General features: G+C 55.4%; 22 protein-coding genes. 10 read left to right on the top strand and 12 right to left on the bottom strand.

Annotated features, from left to right (window positions below):
• Positions 1-5: 5 nt before the first annotated feature.
• The 3 genes from R5H23_RS04135 to R5H23_RS04125 form a co-directional block, all read right to left on the bottom strand.
• A complete protein-coding gene (locus tag R5H23_RS04135; RefSeq protein WP_317214480.1) occupies positions 6-332 on the bottom strand; it encodes an SMR family transporter in 327 nt (108 codons plus the stop codon).
• 1 nt (position 333) lies between these two features.
• Positions 334-909, bottom strand: a complete 576-nt coding sequence (locus R5H23_RS04130) for a TetR/AcrR family transcriptional regulator (RefSeq protein WP_215766337.1) — start codon at positions 907-909, stop codon at positions 334-336.
• 311 nt (positions 910-1,220) lie between these two features.
• Entirely contained in the window at positions 1,221-2,336 is a 1,116-nt protein-coding gene (locus tag R5H23_RS04125) for a pyridoxal phosphate-dependent aminotransferase (RefSeq protein WP_408874326.1), read from the bottom strand.
• A gap of 193 nt (positions 2,337-2,529) precedes the next feature.
• Between R5H23_RS04125 and R5H23_RS04120 the strand changes: the two genes are divergently transcribed.
• From R5H23_RS04120 to ureG, 10 genes are all read left to right on the top strand, one after another.
• Complete coding sequence (locus R5H23_RS04120; protein ID WP_317214479.1) at positions 2,530-5,124, top strand: TonB-dependent receptor; 2,595 nt, start codon at positions 2,530-2,532, stop codon at positions 5,122-5,124.
• 353 nt (positions 5,125-5,477) lie between these two features.
• Positions 5,478-7,913 (top strand): TonB-dependent receptor, encoded by a 2,436-nt coding sequence (locus R5H23_RS04115; RefSeq protein WP_317214477.1) that lies wholly within the window; start codon positions 5,478-5,480, stop codon positions 7,911-7,913.
• A 171-nt stretch (positions 7,914-8,084) separates the two neighbouring features.
• A complete protein-coding gene (locus R5H23_RS04110) occupies positions 8,085-9,014 on the top strand; it encodes a HoxN/HupN/NixA family nickel/cobalt transporter (protein WP_317214476.1) in 930 nt (309 codons plus the stop codon).
• Between the two features lie 51 nt (positions 9,015-9,065).
• Positions 9,066-9,893, top strand: coding sequence for an urease accessory protein UreD (locus R5H23_RS04105; RefSeq protein ID WP_317214474.1), 828 nt, complete (start codon positions 9,066-9,068; stop codon positions 9,891-9,893).
• A 25-nt stretch (positions 9,894-9,918) separates the two neighbouring features.
• Positions 9,919-10,221, top strand: coding sequence for an urease subunit gamma (locus tag R5H23_RS04100; protein WP_077803551.1), 303 nt, complete (start codon positions 9,919-9,921; stop codon positions 10,219-10,221).
• Positions 10,205-10,549, top strand: coding sequence for an urease subunit beta (locus R5H23_RS04095; RefSeq protein WP_317214473.1), 345 nt, complete (start codon positions 10,205-10,207; stop codon positions 10,547-10,549). The genes R5H23_RS04100 and R5H23_RS04095 overlap by 17 nt, the downstream gene beginning before the upstream one ends.
• Positions 10,546-12,252 (top strand): urease subunit alpha, encoded by a 1,707-nt coding sequence (ureC, locus tag R5H23_RS04090; protein ID WP_317214472.1) that lies wholly within the window; start codon positions 10,546-10,548, stop codon positions 12,250-12,252. Before R5H23_RS04095 ends, ureC begins: the two co-directional genes overlap by 4 nt.
• Positions 12,252-12,746 (top strand): urease accessory protein UreE, encoded by a 495-nt coding sequence (locus tag R5H23_RS04085; protein ID WP_317214471.1) that lies wholly within the window; start codon positions 12,252-12,254, stop codon positions 12,744-12,746. Before ureC ends, R5H23_RS04085 begins: the two co-directional genes overlap by 1 nt.
• On the top strand, positions 12,739-13,425 hold the full coding sequence (locus tag R5H23_RS04080) for an urease accessory UreF family protein (RefSeq protein ID WP_317214470.1): 687 nt from the start codon (positions 12,739-12,741) through the stop codon (positions 13,423-13,425). Before R5H23_RS04085 ends, R5H23_RS04080 begins: the two co-directional genes overlap by 8 nt.
• Entirely contained in the window at positions 13,422-14,036 is a 615-nt protein-coding gene (gene ureG, locus R5H23_RS04075; protein ID WP_317214469.1) for an urease accessory protein UreG, read from the top strand. Before R5H23_RS04080 ends, ureG begins: the two co-directional genes overlap by 4 nt.
• 42 nt (positions 14,037-14,078) lie before the next feature.
• Here ureG and R5H23_RS04070 read toward each other — a convergent pair whose 3' ends face one another.
• The 9 genes from R5H23_RS04070 to R5H23_RS04030 all read right to left on the bottom strand — a co-directional run bounded on the left by R5H23_RS04070 (position 14,079) and on the right by R5H23_RS04030 (position 22,246).
• Positions 14,079-15,149, bottom strand: coding sequence for an ornithine cyclodeaminase (locus R5H23_RS04070; protein ID WP_317214468.1), 1,071 nt, complete (start codon positions 15,147-15,149; stop codon positions 14,079-14,081).
• 1 nt (position 15,150) lies between these two features.
• The gene (gene rocF, locus R5H23_RS04065) at positions 15,151-16,074 is read right to left on the bottom strand and encodes an arginase (RefSeq protein WP_317214467.1); all 924 of its coding nucleotides are present in this window, start codon (positions 16,072-16,074) and stop codon (positions 15,151-15,153) included.
• Between the two features lie 63 nt (positions 16,075-16,137).
• A complete protein-coding gene (locus tag R5H23_RS04060; RefSeq protein WP_317214466.1) occupies positions 16,138-16,944 on the bottom strand; it encodes an ATP-binding cassette domain-containing protein in 807 nt (268 codons plus the stop codon).
• 30 nt (positions 16,945-16,974) lie between these two features.
• The gene (locus tag R5H23_RS04055) at positions 16,975-17,658 is read right to left on the bottom strand and encodes an ABC transporter permease subunit (protein ID WP_317214465.1); all 684 of its coding nucleotides are present in this window, start codon (positions 17,656-17,658) and stop codon (positions 16,975-16,977) included.
• Between the two features lies 1 nt (position 17,659).
• Entirely contained in the window at positions 17,660-18,373 is a 714-nt protein-coding gene (locus R5H23_RS04050) for an ABC transporter permease subunit (RefSeq protein WP_317214464.1), read from the bottom strand.
• Entirely contained in the window at positions 18,370-19,515 is a 1,146-nt protein-coding gene (locus R5H23_RS04045; RefSeq protein ID WP_317214463.1) for an FAD-dependent oxidoreductase, read from the bottom strand. Before R5H23_RS04045 ends, R5H23_RS04050 begins: the two co-directional genes overlap by 4 nt.
• Entirely contained in the window at positions 19,499-21,010 is a 1,512-nt protein-coding gene (locus R5H23_RS04040; protein WP_317214462.1) for an NAD(P)/FAD-dependent oxidoreductase, read from the bottom strand. The genes R5H23_RS04045 and R5H23_RS04040 overlap by 17 nt, the downstream gene beginning before the upstream one ends.
• The gene (locus R5H23_RS04035) at positions 21,007-21,402 is read right to left on the bottom strand and encodes a (2Fe-2S)-binding protein (RefSeq protein WP_317214461.1); all 396 of its coding nucleotides are present in this window, start codon (positions 21,400-21,402) and stop codon (positions 21,007-21,009) included. The genes R5H23_RS04040 and R5H23_RS04035 overlap by 4 nt, the downstream gene beginning before the upstream one ends.
• Positions 21,395-22,246 carry a transporter substrate-binding domain-containing protein gene (locus R5H23_RS04030; protein WP_317214460.1) on the bottom strand — a complete coding sequence of 284 codons (852 nt, stop codon included), beginning with the start codon at positions 22,244-22,246 and terminating at the stop codon, positions 21,395-21,397. The genes R5H23_RS04035 and R5H23_RS04030 overlap by 8 nt, the downstream gene beginning before the upstream one ends.
• Between the last annotated feature and the right edge of the window lie 106 nt (positions 22,247-22,352).

The following is a 22,352-nucleotide window of genomic DNA, read 5'->3' as shown; positions in this document are numbered from 1 at the left end:
GTGGGTCATCCTGTCACCCGCGCACGGGCTATTACTGAAATTCCCAGTAAAATAAGAACAATGCCAATAATTTGGGATGAATCCAGTCCTTCACGGAAGTAGATCCAGCCAGCGAGATTTGCCATGACAATAGCAAGCCCGGCTGATCCTGCGTAAACTGTTCCCATAGGGACAAGTCGAAGAGAGAGTGAGAGAAATATAAATGACGAAACGTATCCTACAACCATAATGGCCGTAGGAATTATCTTGGTGAAGTCATCCGTTTCTTTTTGAGCTGTGGTCGCAGCGACTTCAGAAAGAACCGTGATGAAAATATAGAGATACCCAAGCATTTCAGGAATTTTTCTCTGATTTTCCTGTAAGTTCGATCATGAATTTCTCCAGATCGTCGCGGCTCTTCTGGCTTAGGAGATCGGTTTCAAGAATATCCCACAGAGACAAGCCATCCATCGCTAAGCACGCTAGAAGCTGGGGTGTAGTGATGTTCTCGAAAAGTCCAATGGATTTGATGGTTTGCCAATAATGGTGTGTCCATTCCTGACTGATTTGTGGATCAATCAGCATGGCAGCCAGAAGATGACGAATAATGCCTGGTGGTGCGGATGTAGGGGCTTGTCCGATGCCAATGTAGGCACGTGCAGCACGGCCGACTTTGACGGGGTCATTTTGCATCGTTGCAAGAATGTGCTGTCGAAAGGCCTCCATCTCCCGGATGAAAAGACCATCGAGGAGAGCCTTCTTATTGCTGAAATGATGCAGAAGACCTCCTTTGCTCACGCCCGCTTCCTTCGCCACCAACTCAAGTGTGAAGGCCTGAATTCCACGTGTTGTCAGGATCTGCGCGGCAGCATTCAGAAGGTCGCTTTTCACGGCTTCCGGACGGTTGGTGCGTTTGGAAAGGTTTGCCATAGATTTTCAAATACCGTCCGGACGGTATGTTTTCAAGGCGTTCAGCAAAAATTTTGTAGCGACGAGATTTATTGGTTGAGAGGGGGTCGTCTTTTATTGCTCAGAATGCGGGTGAAAGCCCTGTTATCAGAGCTCATTTCGGAGTTCATAATCGGGATAAGGCACCTCGAATTAAAAAATAAGCTTATACACCCCGTTGATCATGATCACTTCAGACCTGCTTCTGCAAAGAGCTAAAGCAGGCCTGATTACACAAAAGGGTAGAGCTTTAATGCATATACGCTCTAAGCTTTCTCGGAAGCCTGTCTATGTTATCCATGTTTGGGACTTCGAGAGACTGCCGCCAAAACGGCAGGTAACGTCTTCTGGAAAAGTTTGAGTTCGTCTGGCGTTGCCGTTCCCACGCGGATCCATGTTTCATAACCCGGAGCATCGAACGTCCGGATATCTACGCCCCGTTGTGCCAGCGCTTCTTTTACAGCCGAGGCGGATCTTTCTGTGTCGATATAAACAAACGTTCCTTGGCTATTGAGGTACGAAAGTTTGTTCTCGTCACAAATCTTGTAAAGCATGTTTCGGCAGGTTTTGAGGTATTCAATCGCACCAGCTAAATAGTGTTCATCACCAAGGCACGCCATTGCCGCGGCGTATCCAGGCTGATTGCGAGATGTTGTTGTGAGACCGTAGAGCTGACGGACGCGTGCTGGTTGCGCCAGGACATATCCAATTCTGAGGCCGGCCATTCCGTAGACTTTTGAAAATGTCCGCGTCACGATGATATCCAGATCAGATTGGACGAGTGAGGCCATTGTCTGCTGCATTGCGGCGGGAAGCAGTTCAAAGTAAGCTTCATCAATGATAACTGGAATGCTTTTTGCAACGTCGCGGCAGAAAGCTGTCAGCTGATCGTGTGGGATCATCTGACCTGTCGGGTTATTGGGGTTGCATAAATAGACTAAAGCCGTTTCTGAGTTGATGGCATTTTTCATGGCCGCCAAATCGACCTGATGGTTTTTCAATGGAACAAAACGAGTCTTAACGCCGCGACGTGCAGCATACGATAAATGAGTGGAATATCCGGGTTGAGGGGCAATGATATGACCTTTCAGGCCGATATCGGTGCAAAGAAGAGAGAGAGCATCCAATGAGCCGTTGGAAAGCGCGACTTTCTCACGGGGTAGATTTTCCCGCTTTCCAATAAGGTCTCGCAGGGCATGTTCGTCTTCCACGTAGTAAGCGGCTTGCGAAATGCTCTGTGCAATGGCGCGTTTTGCGGCAGGAGAGGGGCCAAAAGGATTTTCTGTAACATTAAGCCGCGCATGTTGCAGCTCTGCGGCATGTGCAACCGATCGCGCTCCGATCGTGGCGATAGCAGGAAGGACGAGGCTGGCAGTCTGCAGTAGAGTGCGGCGATTGCAATGTGACAAAGTTGGAGCTCCCGGTATTTCTCTAGCTAAATGCAAGCATCAGGATTAATTTAGAAATATAAATCGATAATTAATCAAGAAATATTATATAATATAACCTGCGGTTTCATATTTATTTCATCCTTTTCGCAGCAGGTTGGCTGTAGGAGAGCCTGGTTCACTGACCGCTGGTTCCTGCCTGGAAAACGTCTTCATGAAAATCAGAAAATCCCTCTTTGTAACTTCGTGCCTGTTTTCGTCGCTTTTGAGTGCAAGCGCCTACTCAGAAGATGCTGTGGGCTCCTCGAAAGCTAAGTCTGCGCCCGTAAAGCAGCATTCCGCAAAAACGAAGCCAGGTCATTCTGCTGAGGCTGGCAGCAATGAGACGCTGATTGTCACGGGAACACACGCCACAAATCGTAAAGCCCGGCAGAGCACAACGCCAATTTCCGTTATCTCGGCCGAGGTGTTGCGTCGTTCTGGAGAAATGAACCTCGCTCAAGCCATTACACGCACATATTCTTCCATTAACGTCAGCAACATGGGCAATGATGCGGGAGCTCTGACATCAGCTTTTCGTATGCGTGGGCTAAATCCCAACCAGGTTCTTGTTCTGGTAGATGGCAAGAGACGTCATACGACAGCCAATATCTATGCAGATGCGGGGCCTGCCTTCGGGGCGACGCCGGTCGACCTCAACATGATTCCGGCCGCCGCGATCGACCATATCGAGGTTTTGGAGGATGGTGCGGCGGCGCTTTACGGATCTGATGCCATCGCAGGCGTGGTGAATATCATCACCAAGAAGACAAACCACGGCCTGAACACCAGTTTTCAGACTGGTGCCAATGCTTATAACGGCGACGGGTGGCAGTATCAGGCCAGCGTCGACGGTGGACTGTCTTTGGGGCGTGATGGATACCTGCACATTAGCGGTCAGTTGTATCATACGGATCATATGGTGCCGTATACTGAAGATCATCGCCTGCTGAATTACAAGCCCGCAGGCGCGGGCACTTCAATGTATACGGGCTCAGTCTCCGTACCCAAAGATTCAAATAAGGTGACGAGCACGCCAGAGGAAACCCGACAGAACCTGAGTATAGATTTCGGAAAGAAGCTGACGGACGGTATCGAAGGTTATGGTTTGATCACGTATGCACATCGGCATGCTGAATCTTATCAGAACTATCGCGTTCCCAGCACACTCCCATCTGTCTACCCTTATGGTTTTTCTCCGCTCGAAACGATTGAAGAAAATGATTACGCGGCAACTCTCGGTCTTAAAGGGAATAATTTTCTCGGCTTTTCATGGGATCTTAGCACCACATACGGCGCAGACGAAAACGATATAGGCGATAAAAACAGTATTAACGCCGGCATGTTGAGCAGCAATTGCCTCGTGCGGTCAGCGAACCCTGGAAGCACAAGTCCTTATCTTTCGACTGATGGCTGTGGATGGTCTCCCACGACAACGCGCGCTGAAACGTACCGTATGGCGCAATGGACGAACAATCTCGATTTCAAGAGAAACTTCAACATTGCTTCTCGAGTTCCGGTCACTGTCGCGTTTGGCGCAGAACATCGCCTTGAGACCTACAAAATCGAGGAGGGGACGCCACCCTCTTACGAAGCTGGCGGAATGGCAGGATATGTAGGCCTTCAACCGCAGAATGCGGGAAACTGGAGCCGCGATATCTGGGCGGGATATCTGGATGGTGACTTCCATCCGACGAAAAACTGGGACTTGGATTTCGCAGGTCGTTTTGAGCATTATACGGACGTTGGAAATACCGAAAACGGAAAAATTTCGACGCGCTATGATATCACGCCGCGCATTGCCCTTCGGGCGACTATCAGTAACGGGTTTCGCGCGCCAACGCTGGCTGAACAGCATTTTAGTGCCATCAATGTTGGCGCAACCAGTGTGTCCGGCCTATTACCCGTCAGTTCTGAATCTGCCCGTACCCTTGGAGCCGCCGCTCTCAAACCTGAAAGGTCCACAAATGCCAGTGGAGGCTTTGTTCTGCAGCCTCTGAAAGACTTTCATGTCGAAGTCGATGCGTACCAGATCAATGTTCGAGATCGTATCATTGCGGGCGGTTCGACCAATGGGCAGGCAGCCATTAATGCCGTTCAACAGTTAGGTTTTGTGCTGCCGTCTGGCCTCGATCCCAATGCAGTCAGTACGTACTATTTTGCGAACGGGGCCAGTACGCGAACGCAAGGTCTTGACGTAAAGGCTGATTATCTTCTGCATCTGCATAACTACGGAAATCTGGCTCTCTCTGCTTCACTTGATCTAAACCGGACGCGCCTGAGCCATGTAGGAACTACAACCGTCAATGGCGTGACGACACCTCTTTTAACGGCCGCCAGCGCTAGCTACATCACGACGTCTTACCCTCGCAGCAAGCTTATCCTGAATGCTTACTGGACGGTTGATAACTGGGATATCAACCTGCGGCAGACCCGGTATGGTGAAACAACGGCGATGCTGGCGTATCAGGACTGGACCCCGAGCAGTGCCCAGTGTGTCAGCAACGGTGTTGCTAGTGCATTACGGTATTCCAATAAGTGCTTTGCTCAATTCAAAAATACGCCACGGTGGCTTACTGATCTTGAAGTCGGATACCGTATCAATTCGCACTGGCATCTCACTGTGGGAGCGAATAATATTTTCAATATTCGCCCTCGTCGGGTTAACGACCTAAACAATAACTATGGAGCGAGAATCTATGATGCTAATTCCGCTCAAGTCCCAATGACTGGCGGATATTACTTCGGCCGAATTGACGCTCGCTTTTAATGTTCATTAAAAGTGGAGGGTGGGAGGAGTGAAACCTACTCTCCATTTTTATGTTCACGTCTAAGGAGCGTACTATTCTCGCAAACTTCAGTATTTTTACTTGTGGTTACTTATTATAGTCCGAACCACGAAATCATGCCTGAAATTTCCATATCGATGCGCTTCAGCAAGGATAAGATCAGCTTACGCTGGGGCGGAAAAAAACATACATTCCGTTATCGTTTCAAAGTCCGTTAAGTTTTCTTCCAGAGTGATCGGCGAAATGCGGAGGATCACTGGAGACATGCTCCGAACTCTCTGATGTCTGAATTGGGCGACGGGCAGGGGGCAGATGGACGGGAAGAACATCAGCGATGAAGAAACTCTCAATTCCTCTTGGTGTGATGTTGCTCACATGTGCGGCGAGCCAGTTGGTCGCTATGCATGCTTATGCAGCTGATATGAAGTTTCATGGCGCAGATGCTCAGTCTCCTAAGAAAGCGAGTTCTCATATTACCTCCAAGAAGAAAAATGTCTCTCGCCCTAAAGAAGACGAGACGCTGATTGTTACAGGAACGCGTGACCCTCACCAGACTGTCCGAAAAAGTGCCAGCCCTATTCAGGTTGTGACGTCTGCGGAAATTTCCAGAACCGGTCAGTCCGACCTTCGTGACGCCCTCACACAGCTGACACCATCTCTGACGCGTGCTCCGCTGCTGATCGGGAATGCCAACATGGTGGATGTGCTTCGTCTGCGTGGCCTATCTCCAAATCATACCCTTATTCTTGTAGACGGGAAGCGTCGGCATTCCACTTCGGTCCTTTCGAACAATTCCGGGCCGCAGCAAGGATCAAACGGCGTCGATATCGACATGATCCCGATTTCGGCAATAGATCATGTGGAAATCCTTCAGGACGGTGCTGCGGCACTTTATGGGTCGGACGCTGTCGCAGGTGTCATCAATATCATTCTCAAGCATCGCAAGTCTGGCATCACGATGCAGTCCACGAATGGTGGTCGGTATGCAGGGGATGGCTTTCAATCAGGTGAGTCGATCAATGCCGGTTTTGACCTGATGGGGCATGGGTTTTTCGATCTGAGTGCAGAATACAAATACCAAGACCATACGATCCGGAATTCGCCCGACAGTCGTACCGGAAAATACGATTTTAAAGACGAGGGAGACCCGCGGCAGCATCGGGGAACTCTGTCCTACAATATGCAGTATGACTTTCTTCCTGATCTGTCTCTGTATTCCTTTTCAACGTATGGGCATCGCTACGGCGAGAGTTACCAGGACGCGCGCGTCGCATCCACGGATTGGCCCATGTATCCTAATGGCTTCAGCCCAAAGGAGAGCGTTACGGAAGATGATTACAGCGTAACGTTGGGCCTAAAAGGAGAAAAATTCGGCTGGAACTGGGACCTCAGTACGACGTATGGCAGTGATCATACATCCATGGATCTCTTTAACACCGTCAATCCGTCGCTTTATGCTGCGACAGGTGCGTCACCGTCTCGGTTCCATGAAATGGCGTTTACAAACACGCAATGGACAAACGATTTCGGAATTCATCGCAGTTTCCACACGCCTCTTTTTGCTGGTCCGATCAATCTCGCGATGGGTGCGCAGTATCGATATGACGAATTCGATATTATGGCGGGTGATGCCAACTCATATTATGGCACGGGACCGCAGGGTCTGCACGGCCTGAGCCCCCAGAATGCGAGTGAGAGCAACCGTGATGTGACGGCAGGCTATGTCGAACTCTCTGCGCGGCCCCTTAAAAACTGGCAGGTCGACTTTGCGGGCCGGTATGAATATTACACGGATGCCGGAGACACCAAGACGGGTAAGGTCTCTACACGCTATGATTTCAATAAATATTTCGCTCTGCGGGGTACCATTTCCAACGGCTTTAGTGCGCCGTCGCTTTTGCAGGAGCATTGGTCCAACCTGTCTGTGGCACCGACTTATGCGACAGGCTATTTGCCCGTTAACTCCGCTGGCGCCCGTTTGATCGGGGCGAAGCCACTCCATCCTGAGCATACGATGAGCTACAGCGCCGGATTTACGCTGGATCCTCTGCCGCGATTGCACATCACTGTTGATGCGTATCAGATTGCTATTAAAAACCGAATTCTGGCCGCTGGTGTCTATAACGGAGCCAATGCAATCGAGGCCCTGCGTCTGAATGGCTTCTCCGTCCCATCCACACTTGAATCCAATGCTGTGACAGCATCCTATTATGCGAATGCAGCCAATACACGGACACGAGGGCTGGACGTCACAGCGCGTTATCAGACGCGACTACAGAACTGGGGAAAGATTGACTGGGACGTAGCGCTCAATCTTAACGAAACCGACCTGACACATGTTGGCAAAGACGGTAACGGCAATAGCCTTCTCAACTCTCAGCAGGCGGCCTACATCACAAGCTACACCCCGAAGAACAAGCTGATTTTTGGTGGAACGTGGCAATACAAGAAGCTCGGTGTCTCTGTGCATGAAGTCCGTTACGGGCATGCCACATCGTCGCTGACCTATTACGAAGGGCCACTGGCCTACTCGAACACTGATTTCATGCGATATGTGAATAAGGCGCGGTTCGAGACCAATCTTGCCGTCTCCTATCAGGTCTTGCCGCAGCTTGGACTGACGCTTGGGGGAAATAATGTCGGCAATGCAAAGCAACGCCGCATCCCAAAGGAGTTCCGTTATCTGGGAGCATTCCAATATGACTATCAGATCGAGCAACTTGGCTATAACGGCGGGTATTATTATCTACAGGCCAATCTGAACTTCTGAGAATAAATCCCACCCGGATGATGTTGCCATTGTGGAAAAATGCATGATGCGACATTGTCCGTGGGAAGCAATGATCGTCTTGTGAAATGACAAAAGCGCATGTCAGACAATCGGAGAGGCCCTCTGACAGATAACAGTGTCCGTCCATGTCCGCAGAGGCGTTCTTTGATTGTGGGTCTTGTATTGATCAATGGCCTGGTATGGCTATTGGCCTTCATTTTCTTCCATAAAAATTCGCTCCTGCTGGGTGCAGCGGGTCTCTCCTATGGACTGGGGCTACGGCACGCTCTCGATGCAGACCATATTGCCGTTATCGACAATGTGACGAGAGCGGCCTTGCGGGAGAAGAGAGAGGCGCGCGCCGCAGGTCTCTTCTTCTCGCTAGGGCACTCCACGATTGTCTGTCTGGCGACCCTCATCGTTGTTCTGGCCGGCCAGCGTTATCATACGCAGATAGACGCATTCGCAGTACACGGCGGCCTGTTCGGAACATGGGTTTCGGCGCTGTTCCTTTGCATGGTGGCGCTCATAAACGCACTGACTTTCCGTGATCTTTGGCGCAGACGGAAGGGCAGGGTTAATAATGCTCCAAGAGGGCTATCTCGTGTGCTGGGGCCTCTACTGCGTCAGGTGTCCGTCAGTTGGCATCTCTATCCAGTCGGGTTTCTGTTTGGGCTAGGCTTTGATACGGCTTCCGAAATCAGCTTGCTCGGCATTTCCATCGTCCAGGGTGAGCATGGACTGCCGGTGTGGGAAATCATGATGTTCCCACTGCTTTTTACAGCCGGAATGGCGTTGCTGGACACTGCGGACAGTATGCTGATGCACGGTCTTTACAAAAGAGCCGAGCGTGGGACGGCCTGCAATCTCGCTTTAACCCTCGCATCCGTTATGCTGGCGTTCGTGATTGCGCTCATTGAAATAACTAACCTTTTTGCGGATAAGCTGCACGCACTGAGCATGCTCACAGATTTCGCAGGTTTCGTGTCAGCGCATTTTGAAATGATTGGCGCGTTTGTTTTCGGTGCGTCTGTTATTGGATGGATCTGGCTGAAGCCAGAACGTGACACAGGACTGGAAGACATGCGTGGGAATATCTGAAATGCAGATTGACACGTCTTTTTGTCGACCAGGAAAATGCGGGAAGTTCGCATGACTTCTGCTGTTCTTCAGCGTGCCAGAGGGTGGTTTAGCCTGGCCGCGAAACTGCGAGACGGAGCGACCGTATGCGGTGATCTGGAGCAGGGAGGATGTTGCCGTCTCTTGTTTCCGCGCGTGGATAAGGGCGCTCTGGAAGCGGTCACGGTCAATATTTCCGGTGGTATCGCAGGCGGAGATCGGATCGAAGGACGCATTATCTGTGGGCCAGACACGGAACTGCTGGTCACATCCCAAGCTGCAGAGCGCGTTTATCGAGCCCGCACGGCAGACAAGCCCTCAGAAATTCTCACCTCTTGCCATATCGCCACGCAGGCACGTCTGGACTGGGTACCTCACGGAACGATCTTTTTTGATGGTAGCCAGTTGCGACGTCATATGACGGTTGAGATGGAGGCCTCCTCCACCTTTCTTTTTCTGGAAAGCCGTATGTTTGGGCGGATCGGCTCAGGAGAGGTCATGCAGGTGCTAAATCTTCGTGACCGGTTGACGGTTCGCCGGGATGGCCGTCTGATTCTGGAAGATCTTCTGCGGCTGGAGAGTTCGGATGTGGCGACCCTCCTGGCACAAAAAGCGATAGCCAACGATCAGTTTGCGATGGCCACACTGGTGCTGGTGTCACCTGCCGCAGAAGGGCTTCTTGTGCCTGTCAGGGAAAAGCTGGAGGCTGTCGGGCCGCATGAGTTTGCCGCATCAGCATGGAATGGCATGCTGATCATTCGCGGAGTAGCATCCAGCGGCTGGTTGTTGGAAAAGACGATCAGACAGATCCTGCCGGTCCTGCGGGACAGGCGCCCCATGCCAGCCACATGGCGGTCATGACACAGAGTTCGGAACGGAGCAGGACATGAAACTTACCCCTCGGGAAAAAGACAAACTGCTGGTGGCGATGGCGGCGAACGTCGCACGCCGTCGGTTGGAACGCGGTGTCGTGCTCAATTACCCGGAAGCCGTGGCCCTCATCACCGATCACGTCGTCGAAGGCGCGCGGGACGGCAAAAGCGTGTCCGAACTCATGGCCAGTGGCGGCCGTGTTCTGACGCGTGATCAGGTCATGCAGGGCGTGGCCGAAATGATTCATGACGTGCAGGTGGAAGCGACCTTCCCCGATGGCACAAAGCTGGTGACCGTTCATGACCCGATACGCTGAATCCCTCGTCGCCGGTGCCATTCCCGGCGAAATCCTGCCCGCCGAGGGTGAGATCGTCCTCAATGAAGGCCAGCCGCGCCGGACGCTTCTGGTGACGAATACCGGCGACCGTCCGGTGCAGGTCGGCAGCCATTATCATTTTGCCGAGGTCAATCCGGCCCTGAAATTCGACCGTGCGCAGGCCAGAGGCTGGCGTCTGGACGTCGCATCCGGTGGGGCCATCCGTTTTGAGCCCGGGCAGGACCGTGAAGTCACGCTCGTCCCCCTGCGTGGCCTGCGGCGCGTCGTGGGCTTCCGGGGCGATGTCATGGGGAGTGTGGATCAGTGATGCGTCTTTCCAGACATGACTATGCCGGACAGTTCGGACCCACGGTCGGCGACCGTCTGCGCCTCGCCGATACCGCGCTTCTGGTCGAGATCGAGCGCGACCATACGATCTATGGCGAGGAAGTCCGCTTTGGCGGCGGCAAGACCATCCGCGACGGCATGGGCCAGTCGCAGGTCACACGGGCAGAAGGTGCCGCCGATACCGTCATCACAAACGCCGTCATCATCGATCACTGGGGGATCGTGAAGGCCGATATCGCACTCCGCGACGGACGGATCGCAACCATCGGCAAGGCAGGCAACCCCGATATCCAGCCGGGCGTGGACATCATCATCGGCCCCGGTACGGAAATCATCGCTGGCGAGGGCAAGATCCTGACCGCCGGCGGGATCGACAGTCATATCCACTTCATCTGCCCGCAGCAGATCGAGGAAGCGCTTGCATCGGGTATCACAACCATGCTCGGGGGTGGAACCGGCCCCGCCACCGGCACCGCTGCCACGACCTGTACACCGGGCCCATGGCATCTGGCGCGGATGCTTCAGGCGGCGGAAGCCTTCCCGGTCAATCTGGCGTTCGCGGGCAAGGGCAACGCCTCCCGCCCGGACGGGTTGGAAGAAATGGTGCGCGCCGGGGCCTGCTGCCTGAAACTGCATGAGGACTGGGGCTCCACTCCTGCTGCCATCGACTGCTGCCTGAGCGTTGCGGACCGCATGGACGTGCAGGTCATGATCCATACGGATACGCTGAATGAAAGCGGTTTCGTCGAAGACACGATTGCCGCCTTTCAGGGCCGCACGATCCACGCGTTTCATACGGAAGGCGCGGGCGGAGGCCATGCGCCGGACATCATCCGTGTGGCAGGCCTGCCCAACGTGCTGCCGTCTTCGACAAACCCCACGCGTCCGTTCACCGTCAATACGCTGGACGAACATCTGGACATGCTGATGGTCTGCCATCACCTGGACCAGCGGGTGCCGGAAGACATCGCCTTTGCCGAAAGCCGCATCCGTCGTGAGACAATCGCCGCCGAAGACATTTTCCATGACATGGGCGTGCTTTCGATGATGTCGTCGGACAGTCAGGCTATGGGCCGCGTGGGCGAAGTCCCGCTGCGCACATGGCAGACGGCCCATAAAATGAAAATCCAGCGCGGCTCTCTGGCCGGGGATGGTGGGGCGGATAATGCGCGGGTGAAGCGCTATATCGCCAAATACACCATTAATCCCGCTATCTCGCATGGTCTCTCCCATGAAGTCGGATCCGTCGAAGTCGGCAAGCTGGCGGATCTGGTGCTGTGGGAACCCGCTTTCTTCGGCGTCAAACCCGATCTGGTCATCAAGGGTGGGGCCATCGTGTATGCGATGATGGGCGATCCCAACGCGTCGATCCCCACGCCGCAGCCCGTGCATGGCCGCATGATGTTCGGCGGCTATGGCGGCGCGCTGACCCATACCAGCCTGACCTTCGTGTCACAGGCCGCGCTGGAAGACGATATTGGCAAAAAGCTGGGTCTGCGCCGACCGCTCTCGGCTGTCTCGAACGTGCGCGGCGGGATCGGCAAGCGCAGCATGATCCATAACGACGCCATGCCTCATATCGAAGTCGATCCCGAAACCTATGAAGTGCGGGCCGATGGCGTGCTCCTGACCTGCGAACCCGCCGAAGTCCTGCCCATGGCCCAGAGGTATTTCCTGTTCTGATGACCCAAATCCTGGATATCCTTCCCGCCGGAAGCTGGCCCGAAACCGAGGCCAGCGGCACCTTCGCCGCCGATTATGAAGGTCGGCACCGTCGCCGGATGATGCTGACCCTGCAAAACGGCGAGAAAATCCGGCTGGAGCTGGAACATGCCCGCCTGCTTCAGGCCGGGGAAGGGCTGCGTCTGGAAGATGGCCGCATCATCCGCGTGGAAGCCCTGCCCGAAGAGTTGATGGAAGTCACGGCCCACAGCCCCCTGCAACTGCTTCAGCTTGCATGGCATCTGGGCAACCGGCACCTGCCCGCCGCGATTGCCGAACATCGCATCCTCGTGCGCTACGATCACGTCATCGCCGACATGATCCACGGTCTGGGCGGCCATGTGCGCCGGGTGGAAGCACCGTTCGATCCGGAAAGCGGGGCCTATGCCTCCCGAGCGGGTGGTCACGAACCGCACCACCACGAGGACGGGCACCATCACCACACGCATGACTGAAACCCCGCTCCCGCAGACCGGCGCCGCCTTCCTGCGTCTCCTGTCATGGGTGTCGCCAGCCTTTCCAACGGGCGGATACGCCTACAGCCACGGTCTGGAATGGGCAGTGGAAAGCGGAGACGTTACAGATGTCGCCACACTCTGCGACTGGATCGGCTGCCTGCTGGAACACGGCGCGCCGGGTAGCGACCTGATTATCCTTCAGGAAGCCTGGAGCGCCGCGCACGACATGCCCCGCCTGCGCGCTCTGGCAGAATTTGCCTGCGCCTGCGCCTCCTCGCGGGAGCGCTATGACGAAACAGTCTATCAAGGCGAAGCCTTCCTCAAGGCTGCATCCGTCTGGCCGGTCACGCCCGATCCCTCCGAGCTGCGCGGCACGCGCTGGCCGCTGCCGGTCGCGCAGGGGCTGGTCTTCCGGCGCGGCGGCATCACGCGGGAGCAGGCGCTACTATCGGGTGGATACGCCACCATCGCCGCCCTCGTCTCCGCGGCGGTGCGTCTAGTCCCGCTCGGGCAGACGGCCGGCCTGCACGCTCTGGCCGGGCTGGAACCGCGTCTCTCACGCGCCGTGAGCGTTACGGAACACCGGACCCTGAACGATGTCGGGGGCGCGTGCTTCCGCTCCGACCTCGCGGCCATGCATCACGAAACCCAGACAACGAGATTGTTCAGAACATGACAAAAGCAAAACACGGCCCGCTGCGGGTCGGCATCGGCGGCCCGGTCGGGACGGGCAAGACAGCCCTGATGGATGCCCTGTGCCGGACCTTCCGCGACGAGTACAACATCGCCGCCATTACGAACGATATTTACACCCGTGAGGACGCCGAATTCCTGACACGCGCCGGGTCCCTGCCGCCGGAGCGGATCAAGGGGATTGAGACCGGCGGTTGTCCTCACACGGCCATCCGTGAGGATGCCAGCATCAATCTGGCGGGCATCGCTGAACTGACGGAGCGCTTCGAGGGGCTGGATCTGGTTCTGGTGGAAAGCGGTGGCGACAATCTGGCTGCGACCTTCAGCCCGGAGCTGGCTGACCTGACGATCTATGTGATTGATGTCTCGGCAGGGGACAAAATCCCCCGCAAGGGCGGTCCGGGTATTACCCGAAGCGACCTGCTGGTCATCAACAAGATCGATCTTGCGCCGTATGTCGGTGCCGATCTGGGCGTGATGGACCGCGACAGCAAAAAGATGCGTGGTGTGCGGCCCTTTGTGTTCGCCAATATCCGCGCTGGCGAGGGCGTGCCCGAAATCGCCCGTTTCATCGTCGAACAGGGCGGCCTCTAAGGCCTGATCTGGCTGCCTCGTGGAGGCAGCCAGAATACTGGTTCAGGGCGTGTCCGTGCCCTTGGAGCGCTGAAGCATCCCGAACAGATCGCGCGGATCATCAGGATCGGCCACCATATCGAGCTTTTCGTACAGACCCGTTGCTTCCAGCTTGTCGCGAACATAGCGTAGGGCGGAGAAGTCCTCGATTGCGAAACCTACGGAATCAAACAGTGTGATCTGGCTGTCACTGGCGCGGCCTTTGGCCTCACCGTTAATGACCTGCCACAGTTCCGTGACGGGATGGTCTTCCGGAAGCTGCTGGATTTCACCTTCAATGCGCGTCTGAGGCGGGTATTCCGCAAAAATCGTGGAACGCAGCAGAATATCGCGCTGAAGTTCTGTCTTGCCCGGGCAGTCACCACCAACGGCGTTAATATGAATGCCAGCTCCGACCATATTGTCGGACAGGATCGTCGCGCACTGCTTGTCCGCTGTCACGGTCGTAATGATGTCCGCGCCTTCAACGGCCTCCTCACTGGTCTTGCAGATTGTAATGTCAAAGCCCTGTCCGCTCAGGTTGCGGGCACATTTTTCCGAAGCCGCCCGGTCCAGATCATACAGCCGCAGCGCCTGAATGCCGACTATTTCGCGGAAGGCCATGGCCTGAAATTCAGACTGTGCGCCGTTTCCGATGATGGCCATTGTCTTTGCGTTTGCCGGAGCCAGATATTTTGCTGCCATGGCAGACGTTGCGGCCGTGCGAAGCGCGGTCAGCAGCGTCATTTCAGACAGCAGCACCGGGTAGCCAGATGCGACATCCGCCAGCATGCCAAAGGCGGTTACGGTCTGAAGACCCTCCTTCATGTTCTTCGGATGGCCGTTGACGTATTTGAAGCCGTACAGGCTGCTGTCGCTCGTGGGCATCAGTTCGATGACGCCTTCGGCGGAGTGAGCGGCCACACGCGGGGTTTTGTCGAATTCGGGCCAGCGTTTGAAGTCAGCCTCCAGATATTCTCCAAGTTCGCGCAGAAAGGTCTCAATCCCGATCGTATGGACGAGCGCCATCATGTTCTGGACCGACACGAACGGCACAAAGGCGAGATATGAGGGGGCGGGAGCAGAAAAAGGCATCTCAATAGGTCCTTGTTTTACGTTCGAGAACACGGCGGCCAAAGAGGCTGGCGGCCAGATCGGTCATGAGCAGGGCGGTTTTTGCGCGGACATCCAGGAAGGGGTTGAGTTCCGCCAGATCCAGCGACGTCACGAGGCCACTGTCATGAAGAATTTCCATGATGAGGTGCGCTTCGCGGAATGTTGCCCCGCCGCACACAGTCGTGCCGACGGCAGGAGCAATGTCCGGATCAAGGAAATCAACATCAAGGCTCACATGCAGGCGCCCGTTGGCAGCCCGGACGCGGTCCAGAAAGCTGTTAAGCGGAGCGACAATTCCTTGCTCGTCGATCGCCCGCATGTCGAAAACCGTAATCCCGATTTCCGCGACATGGCGTTTTTCAGCCTGATCGACCGAACGAATGCCCATCATGCACATGTTGCGGGGATCAACGGGGGCGGCAGGAGGTGGGAACCCCTCGAAACCGGACTGACCCGTGAAGTAAGCGACAGGTGTGCCGTGCAGATTACCGCTGGTCGTCGTGTGGAGGGTGTGCAGATCTGTATGGGCGTCCAGCCACAGGACGAACTGAGGCTGATCCAGATCCTGTGAGTGGCGGGCAACACCGGAGACTGTTCCGGCTGACATGGAGTGATCGCCACCCAGAAAGATAGGAAAGTCGCAGGATTTGGCCATTTCATAGGCCCGTTCGCCCACACTTTTGGTCCAGGCGATGATCGCATCCAGATTGCGCACAGCGGGGTTGGAATGGCTTACGTCTGGCATTTCTGTAGGCACGGCATCTCCCACATCCGTCACCGTCCATCCAAGGTCCTGCAGGATCTCCGGAAGACCGGCTATGCGGAAGGCTGTCGGGCCCATAATGCATCCTCTTTCGGATGTTCCACTTTGTGTGGGAACACCCAGGATCTGACACGTCTTCATCTCAACTCCTTTCCGACACACGGTCTACTGACCGCATGATGTGCTGTATTCTGTTACAGGGCATCAGCCCGGCCGGGAAAAATGGCTGATAAATCTGTCAAAGCTCTCATCCATTCCACCTTTGAACAAGTCTTGCGGGTTTCCCTGGGCTCGAACGGTGCCTTTTTCCAGGAAAACGATCCGGCTTGAAACATCCCGTGCAAAGGCCATTTCATGCGTCACAATGAGCATGGTTCGGCCCTCCGATGCCAGATCCCGCATGACTTTCAGGACTTCACCCACCAGTTCCGGGTCCAGTGCAGAGGTCGGTTCGTCGAACAGCAGGACACGCGGGCGCATAACAATGGCGCGCGCAATCGCTACACGCTGCTGCTGGCCGCCGGAAAGCTGGGAAGGGTAATACTCTGCCCTGTTCAGCATCCCGACGCGGGCCAATGCTTTTTCGGCTTCATCACGGACTTCATGGCGGTTTCGCCCCTGAACATGGACCGGGCCTTCCATAACATTCTGTAAAACCGTTCGGTGGCTCCACAGGCAAAAATTCTGGAAAACCATACCAACCTGCGATCGCAGGCGATTGATCTGCCGCGCGTCAGCAATGTGCTGCTCGCCTCCTTTGAGCCGGAAACGAATATCCTCACCCAGAATGTTAAGAGCGCCGCCCGAGGGAACCTCCAGAAGGTTCAGGCAACGGAGGAAAGTCGATTTCCCTGAACCAGACGCCCCCAGAATGGAAATGACCTCCCCTTCATGGGCTTCCAGATCAATTCCTTGAAGGACGTCTAAAAAGCCATAGCGCTTCGTTAGCCCGATGGCTTTGATAACGGATGCGCCGGGCAGCGGGGCTGTTTCTTGCGGGAACGGTTCCATGAAAACTCCGGAAAAGACGGCTTGTCTGGGTCAGACCCGGCGACTGGGGTTAAGATGGCGTTCAAGCATATGGACGCAGGTGGCGATCACAAAGGTCATCGCAAGGTAGATCAGGCCGGCAACAGTGAAGATTTCTTCTGAACGATAGGTCTTCGAAACCAGTCTGTAGGCGAGACCGGTGACGTCCATCAGCGTGATCACACTGGCCAGCGATGTAGCCTTGAGCAGCAGGATGGCTTCGTTCCCGTAATTGGCCAGTCCATATCGCAGAGCTTGCGGCCAGATAACTCTGCGGCGCAGTAGAAGTCCTGCCATCCCGATCGCACGTCCGGCTTCGATTTCACGTTCAGGAACGGCCGCGATAGCGCCACGGATAATTTCTGCCCCATAAGCTGATGTGTTGAGCGAAAGGGCCAGAATGGCGCACCAGTAAGCCTGCGCCAGAAGAGGCCATGCAAAGGAAGAGCGGAGAAAGCTTATCTGCCCGAACCCGTAATAAATGACAAAGATCTGCACCAGCAGGGGCGTTCCTTGAAAGAGCATGACATAAAGGCGTGAAAACCAGCGCGCGGGAGCAAAGGAGCTTTCTCCTAATGTCGCTATGCAGGCGGCTAGAACAAATCCGGTGCAGAGTGCCGTTGCCGCCAGTTGCAACGTAAGCGGAACGCCCGTGAGAAGCGTTTTGAGTGTTTCGAAAAGGAAGGACCAATCCATTTTATCGGCCCCAGCAGCGGGAAAAGCGCTTTTCGACGGCCCTGATGCCGAGAGCCGTCGTCTGCCCCATGATGAGATAGACGAGGGCCGCCACCCCATAAAACAATAAAGGCTGCCGTGTTGCGCCGGATGCGATCGTGGACTGTCGGAGAAGTTCTACAAGTCCGATGATGGACAAAAGAGCTGTTTCCTTCAGGACGGACTGCCAGATATTGCCAAGAGCCGGGAGCGCAAATCGGAGGGTCTGAGGAGCTATGATGCGCCTTAGTAAGACAGTGGGCGACATCCCACTGGCCTTGCCTGCTTCGATTTGCCCACGCTCCAGACGACAGTATGCACTGCGAAAAGCTTCCGTCTGATAGGCGCCGGAAACCAGAGCGATGGCAACGACCCCGATGACGAACGACGGGAGCGAAAAGAAACCAGGGAAGCCTGCCAGATGCATTAGATGCGTCAGAGCAAGTGATCCCCCAAAATAGAAAAGGTAGACGACCAGAATTTCCGGAATGCCGCGGAACAGGGTTGTGTAGAATGTCCCTATCCAACGCAGAGCATGGTTTGGGGCAAGTTTCAGAGCTGCGCCGATAGTCCCGAGAAGACTGCCGAGTGCGAAGCTGCACACTGCTGCTGCCAGTGTCAGACCAGCAGCTAACAGCAGAAGTTTCCCCCAGCCGTCTGGGCCAAACCCGACGAGAGCCAGACTTTGTGTGTTCATCCTGCCCCTCCCGTATTAAAGCGAGCACAGGAAAACGGCGTCAGAAGCGGATCAATTCTTCCGCTGATAAGTGACCGGCTGACGACATGGCCAACGGCTGGGGCAAGCTGGAAGCCATGACCGCAGAACCCGAAGACGTTCCAGAAATTTGACCTGTTTTCGCCTGGACCTATGAAGGGAATTCCATCAGGCGTGGAGCCTTCGAGCCCGGTCCATGTGCGCAGGACTGGCACGTGCGCCAGCCCGGGAAAGGCTTCCAGAGTAGCCGCGGCGCCCTGCGTCATCCGGTCCATCACGGTGAAGGAGGTATCATGGTCCGCGCAGGGCTTTCCAAGAATTCCTCCTCCGATCACCAGCGATCCGACGGCGCTCTGCTTGAACGATAGCGGACGGTCGATCCCGATCACAACAGGTTCCAGAAAGGGTTGCGTCCGCGCCGTAACCATCATGGAGGGGGCAACGACTTTCAGGGGGAGTGCCTGTCCAGCCATGGCTGCGATCTGTGCTCCCCAGGCTCCAGCGCAGTTAATGAGAACGCCAGTTTCATATGCACCTGATGAGGTTTCAACAGCCCATCCGCCGCCGGGCACCCGATCCAGCCCCAGAACACGGCAGTTTTCGACAATCTGTGCACCTGCGGCGATAGCTGCCTCTCTGAAGGCACGGGTACTTGCCGCCGGATTTGCATGTCCGTCGTCCCTCGATACGAGGCCTCCCATGGCTTTGTCTGTAAGGCCAGGCAGCATCTGTCGGACGTCTTTTGCTGACAGGAGCTCTTCTGCGCCTAATCCACGCTCTTTCATGTCCTGAGCGCGGTTATACGTCCAGGAAAGCTCCGCCTCATCAAGTGCGACGGCAATTTGACCAACTCCAAGGCGGATTTCACAGGACGCTGCGGCGTCTTGTCCGACGAGCTGGTCAAGATGTTTCCAGTGATGCATGGCCAGTTCGGAAAGAGGGTATTCCCGCCAGTCGCGCATCAAAGTCCGCAAGCCCCCGGCATTGACGCTGGACGCATGGCGCCCTGCGACATTCTTATCGAGTAGCGTCACGTTCCATCCCGCTCTGGCCAGGAAGAGCGCAATCGAACAGCCCTGAAGTCCGGCGCCAATTATAAGCGCGGTTTCATTCTGCCGGAACATCAACCGTCTCCTCTACGCCATGTTCGGGCTTGTCTTCGAGTGTCAGGCGTATGGTGGCTCTGGGGTCAAGGCCAGACAGGTTTGCTATTGCACCTAATGGTATGGGACGGATTGGGGGGCGTCCTCTGAACGTGGGTGGACAGGCGGTAGCGTGAGTATGTTCCTGAAGCAGGCGGGCGGCTGTCACCATGCAACTGCGTCCCTGACATGGACCCATCCCACAACGCGTTTCACCGCGTAGCGCATCCATATTTCTGAAACCGGAGCGTATCTTCTCCCTGAGATTTCCGGCTGTCAGTTCCTCGCAACGGCAGACAATCGTGTCGTTCTCTGGAAGGGCGCGAGACAGACCGGGTGGGAACGCAGCATCCAGAAACGGTCGTACTGAGAGGGACTTTCTGACGGAACGAACAGCCTTGCTGCATGGTCCTGTCCCCTGACCCAGATCAGCAAGGACAGATTGGGCTGCCAGCCTGCCATGCGCCATTGCGGCATCTGCCCCTCCGATCCTTCGGGCATCCCCCGTGACGCGAATGACGCAACGTCCGGCATACAGTTCTGGCGGGAGAGACGAGGCTGTCTGGCCGTCAAAGGTTGTATCCGGGCGCCAGCTTGCATTCGCTTCGTCCCACTGAAGGCGAAGTCCCGCGCTATTGGGGATATCGATGGATGGCACAATGCCGTCATGGACGATCAGCAGGTCGCAGGCTTGCGTTTGCTGTCTGCCGTTCACGGTAAAACTGATTGCTTCGACTGTCCGGTGTCCATGTGCGGCAAGATCCTTGAGTCCTGTCACAGACTTCACGCCCGCAGCTTTCAAACGCGCAATCCATCCGAGCCCCTTTATGAGGGGAAGCAGGCCGCCCAAACGCAGATGGCTCACGCCGAAAAGCGCATCAGCAAAGCGATCAGTACGGCCAATCAATGCTGGTTTGATGCCCAGTTGATGCAGCTGGTTTGCCAATAACAGCAACAAAGGGCCTGTGCCAGCAAGGACAACGTTGCCGGTAGGTTTGAGGTGTCCTGCCTTCAGAAGTGTCTGGACGGCCCCAGCTGTCATGACGCCGGGCAGCGTCCACCCCGGGAATGGGATGGGCCGCTCCATAGCGCCGTGAGCCAGAAGAACCTGACGTCCCCGCACATAGCCAGCATTCATGCCCTGTAACCAGCCGACGGTTCCGTCAGGCCGTACTTCCCACACGCTTGTCTGGGGGCGATAATCAATCCCACGGGATGTCCGGAAGCGCTGGATAAGCTCAGCGCCCGCTTTATAGGCTGGTCCGAGGGCGGCCAGTAGCGTTTGTCCTGATGGGCTGTTGTCGTGCAGATTAGCTTCAAGGTTACGGAAAATCTGGCCGCCTGGGGTCGGCTGCATGTCCAGAACAATGACGGAGCAGCCAGCCTGAACGAGCTCAACAGCCGCCGTCATTCCGGCAGGGCCGCACCCAACGATGATCACGTCTGCGTCGTACGGAGGAATGTTGTCTTGTGTCATACTTCAGGGTGTTTCAAAGCCAGAGGCGCACCCAACTGACGGCGGATTTTCATGCCGTCACGTACGACCGTCAGGCACGCCTGTTGATTGGCAATGCCGTCAATCTCCACAAGACATTCGAAGCAGTGTCCGATCATGCAGTAGGGCAAACGCGGGGCACCGGAGACAGGGCTCAGACGGTTATACGGGATGCCTGCCCGGAGCATGCAGACGGCGACAGTATCACCTTGGCGAACAATGATCGGTTGGCCGTCCAGAAATAGAGTGATGGCGTCTGGGACCGCGCCGAGTGCGGCGAACAACTTGAAACCTGTATCAGCAGAAAAAGATTGCTCAGCCGTATCCGGAGCAGATGTCTCGGGCGGCGAGACATGCGTTTTGATGTCATTCATGAATCGAAATATCCGTGCCGAACCATTTTTCAGAGAGCGCCTGATTGGCTCCATCGCTGTTGACGGATGTTAGAGCCGCGTTGAAAGCGCTGCGCAGGCTGTCATCATCTGGTCGGAACGCGATATTGGTCGTGTCTGATCCCAGTACGCCTCCAGAAAATGTAGGTCCGGTCAACACGAGTGCGCCCTTGGGAGCCGCTTCGATCATTGTCTTGAAGGTCGTGACGTTGGCGATGGCAATGTCGATGCGGCCGGCCATTAACTCAAGCCCTAACTGGTCGACGGAAGAGTACTCCATGACTTTCAAGCCTGGCAGATAAGCCTCGGCAAATCCTGCGGCTGTCGAGCCTGTTTGAACGCCAAGCACTTTCCCTGCGAACGCAAGGTTCAGCTCTTCCAGTGCAGCCTTTGCATCTTGGGGGGAACGTGTCAGATCCAGAGGAATGCCAGCTCCGGGCAGATGGGTGAGGACGCTGGTACCAGAGGTAAGAAATCCATTCGGAGCATGGGTGTAGGGGTGCGAAAATGAGACAATTTTACTGCGCTCATCTGTAATGCCCATGGAGGCAATGATTGCGTCGTATTGCCCAACGCGCAGCCCAGGAATAAGGCCGTTCCAATCCTGTGTAACGATTTTACAGGTTGCATTCATTCGCTGACAGAGGGCCTTCACGAGATCCATTTCATAACCAGCGTATGAGCCATCCGGTTTTGCGAACGCCCATGGTGGATAGGTCCCCTCCGTAGCGATTGTGATGTGGCGCGGGTAATCTTCTGCGACGACAGACGGCGAACATGCCAGAAGCAGGAACGGAACAAGGAGACATGTCGCACGAACTGGCATTCATGAAGTTTCCGCTAAAGGCGTGTCAGGAAAGGCTCACTGGATCGATTTAGAATTTTAAATGCGATATCGGAATATATTTCTTCTTGGCAGAAAGCATAAGCTG

Source organism: Gluconobacter sp. GP1 (assembly GCF_032913585.1).
Lineage (GTDB): Bacteria > Pseudomonadota > Alphaproteobacteria > Acetobacterales > Acetobacteraceae > Gluconobacter > Gluconobacter cerinus.
This window is presented reverse-complemented; position numbering and strand designations above follow the sequence as displayed.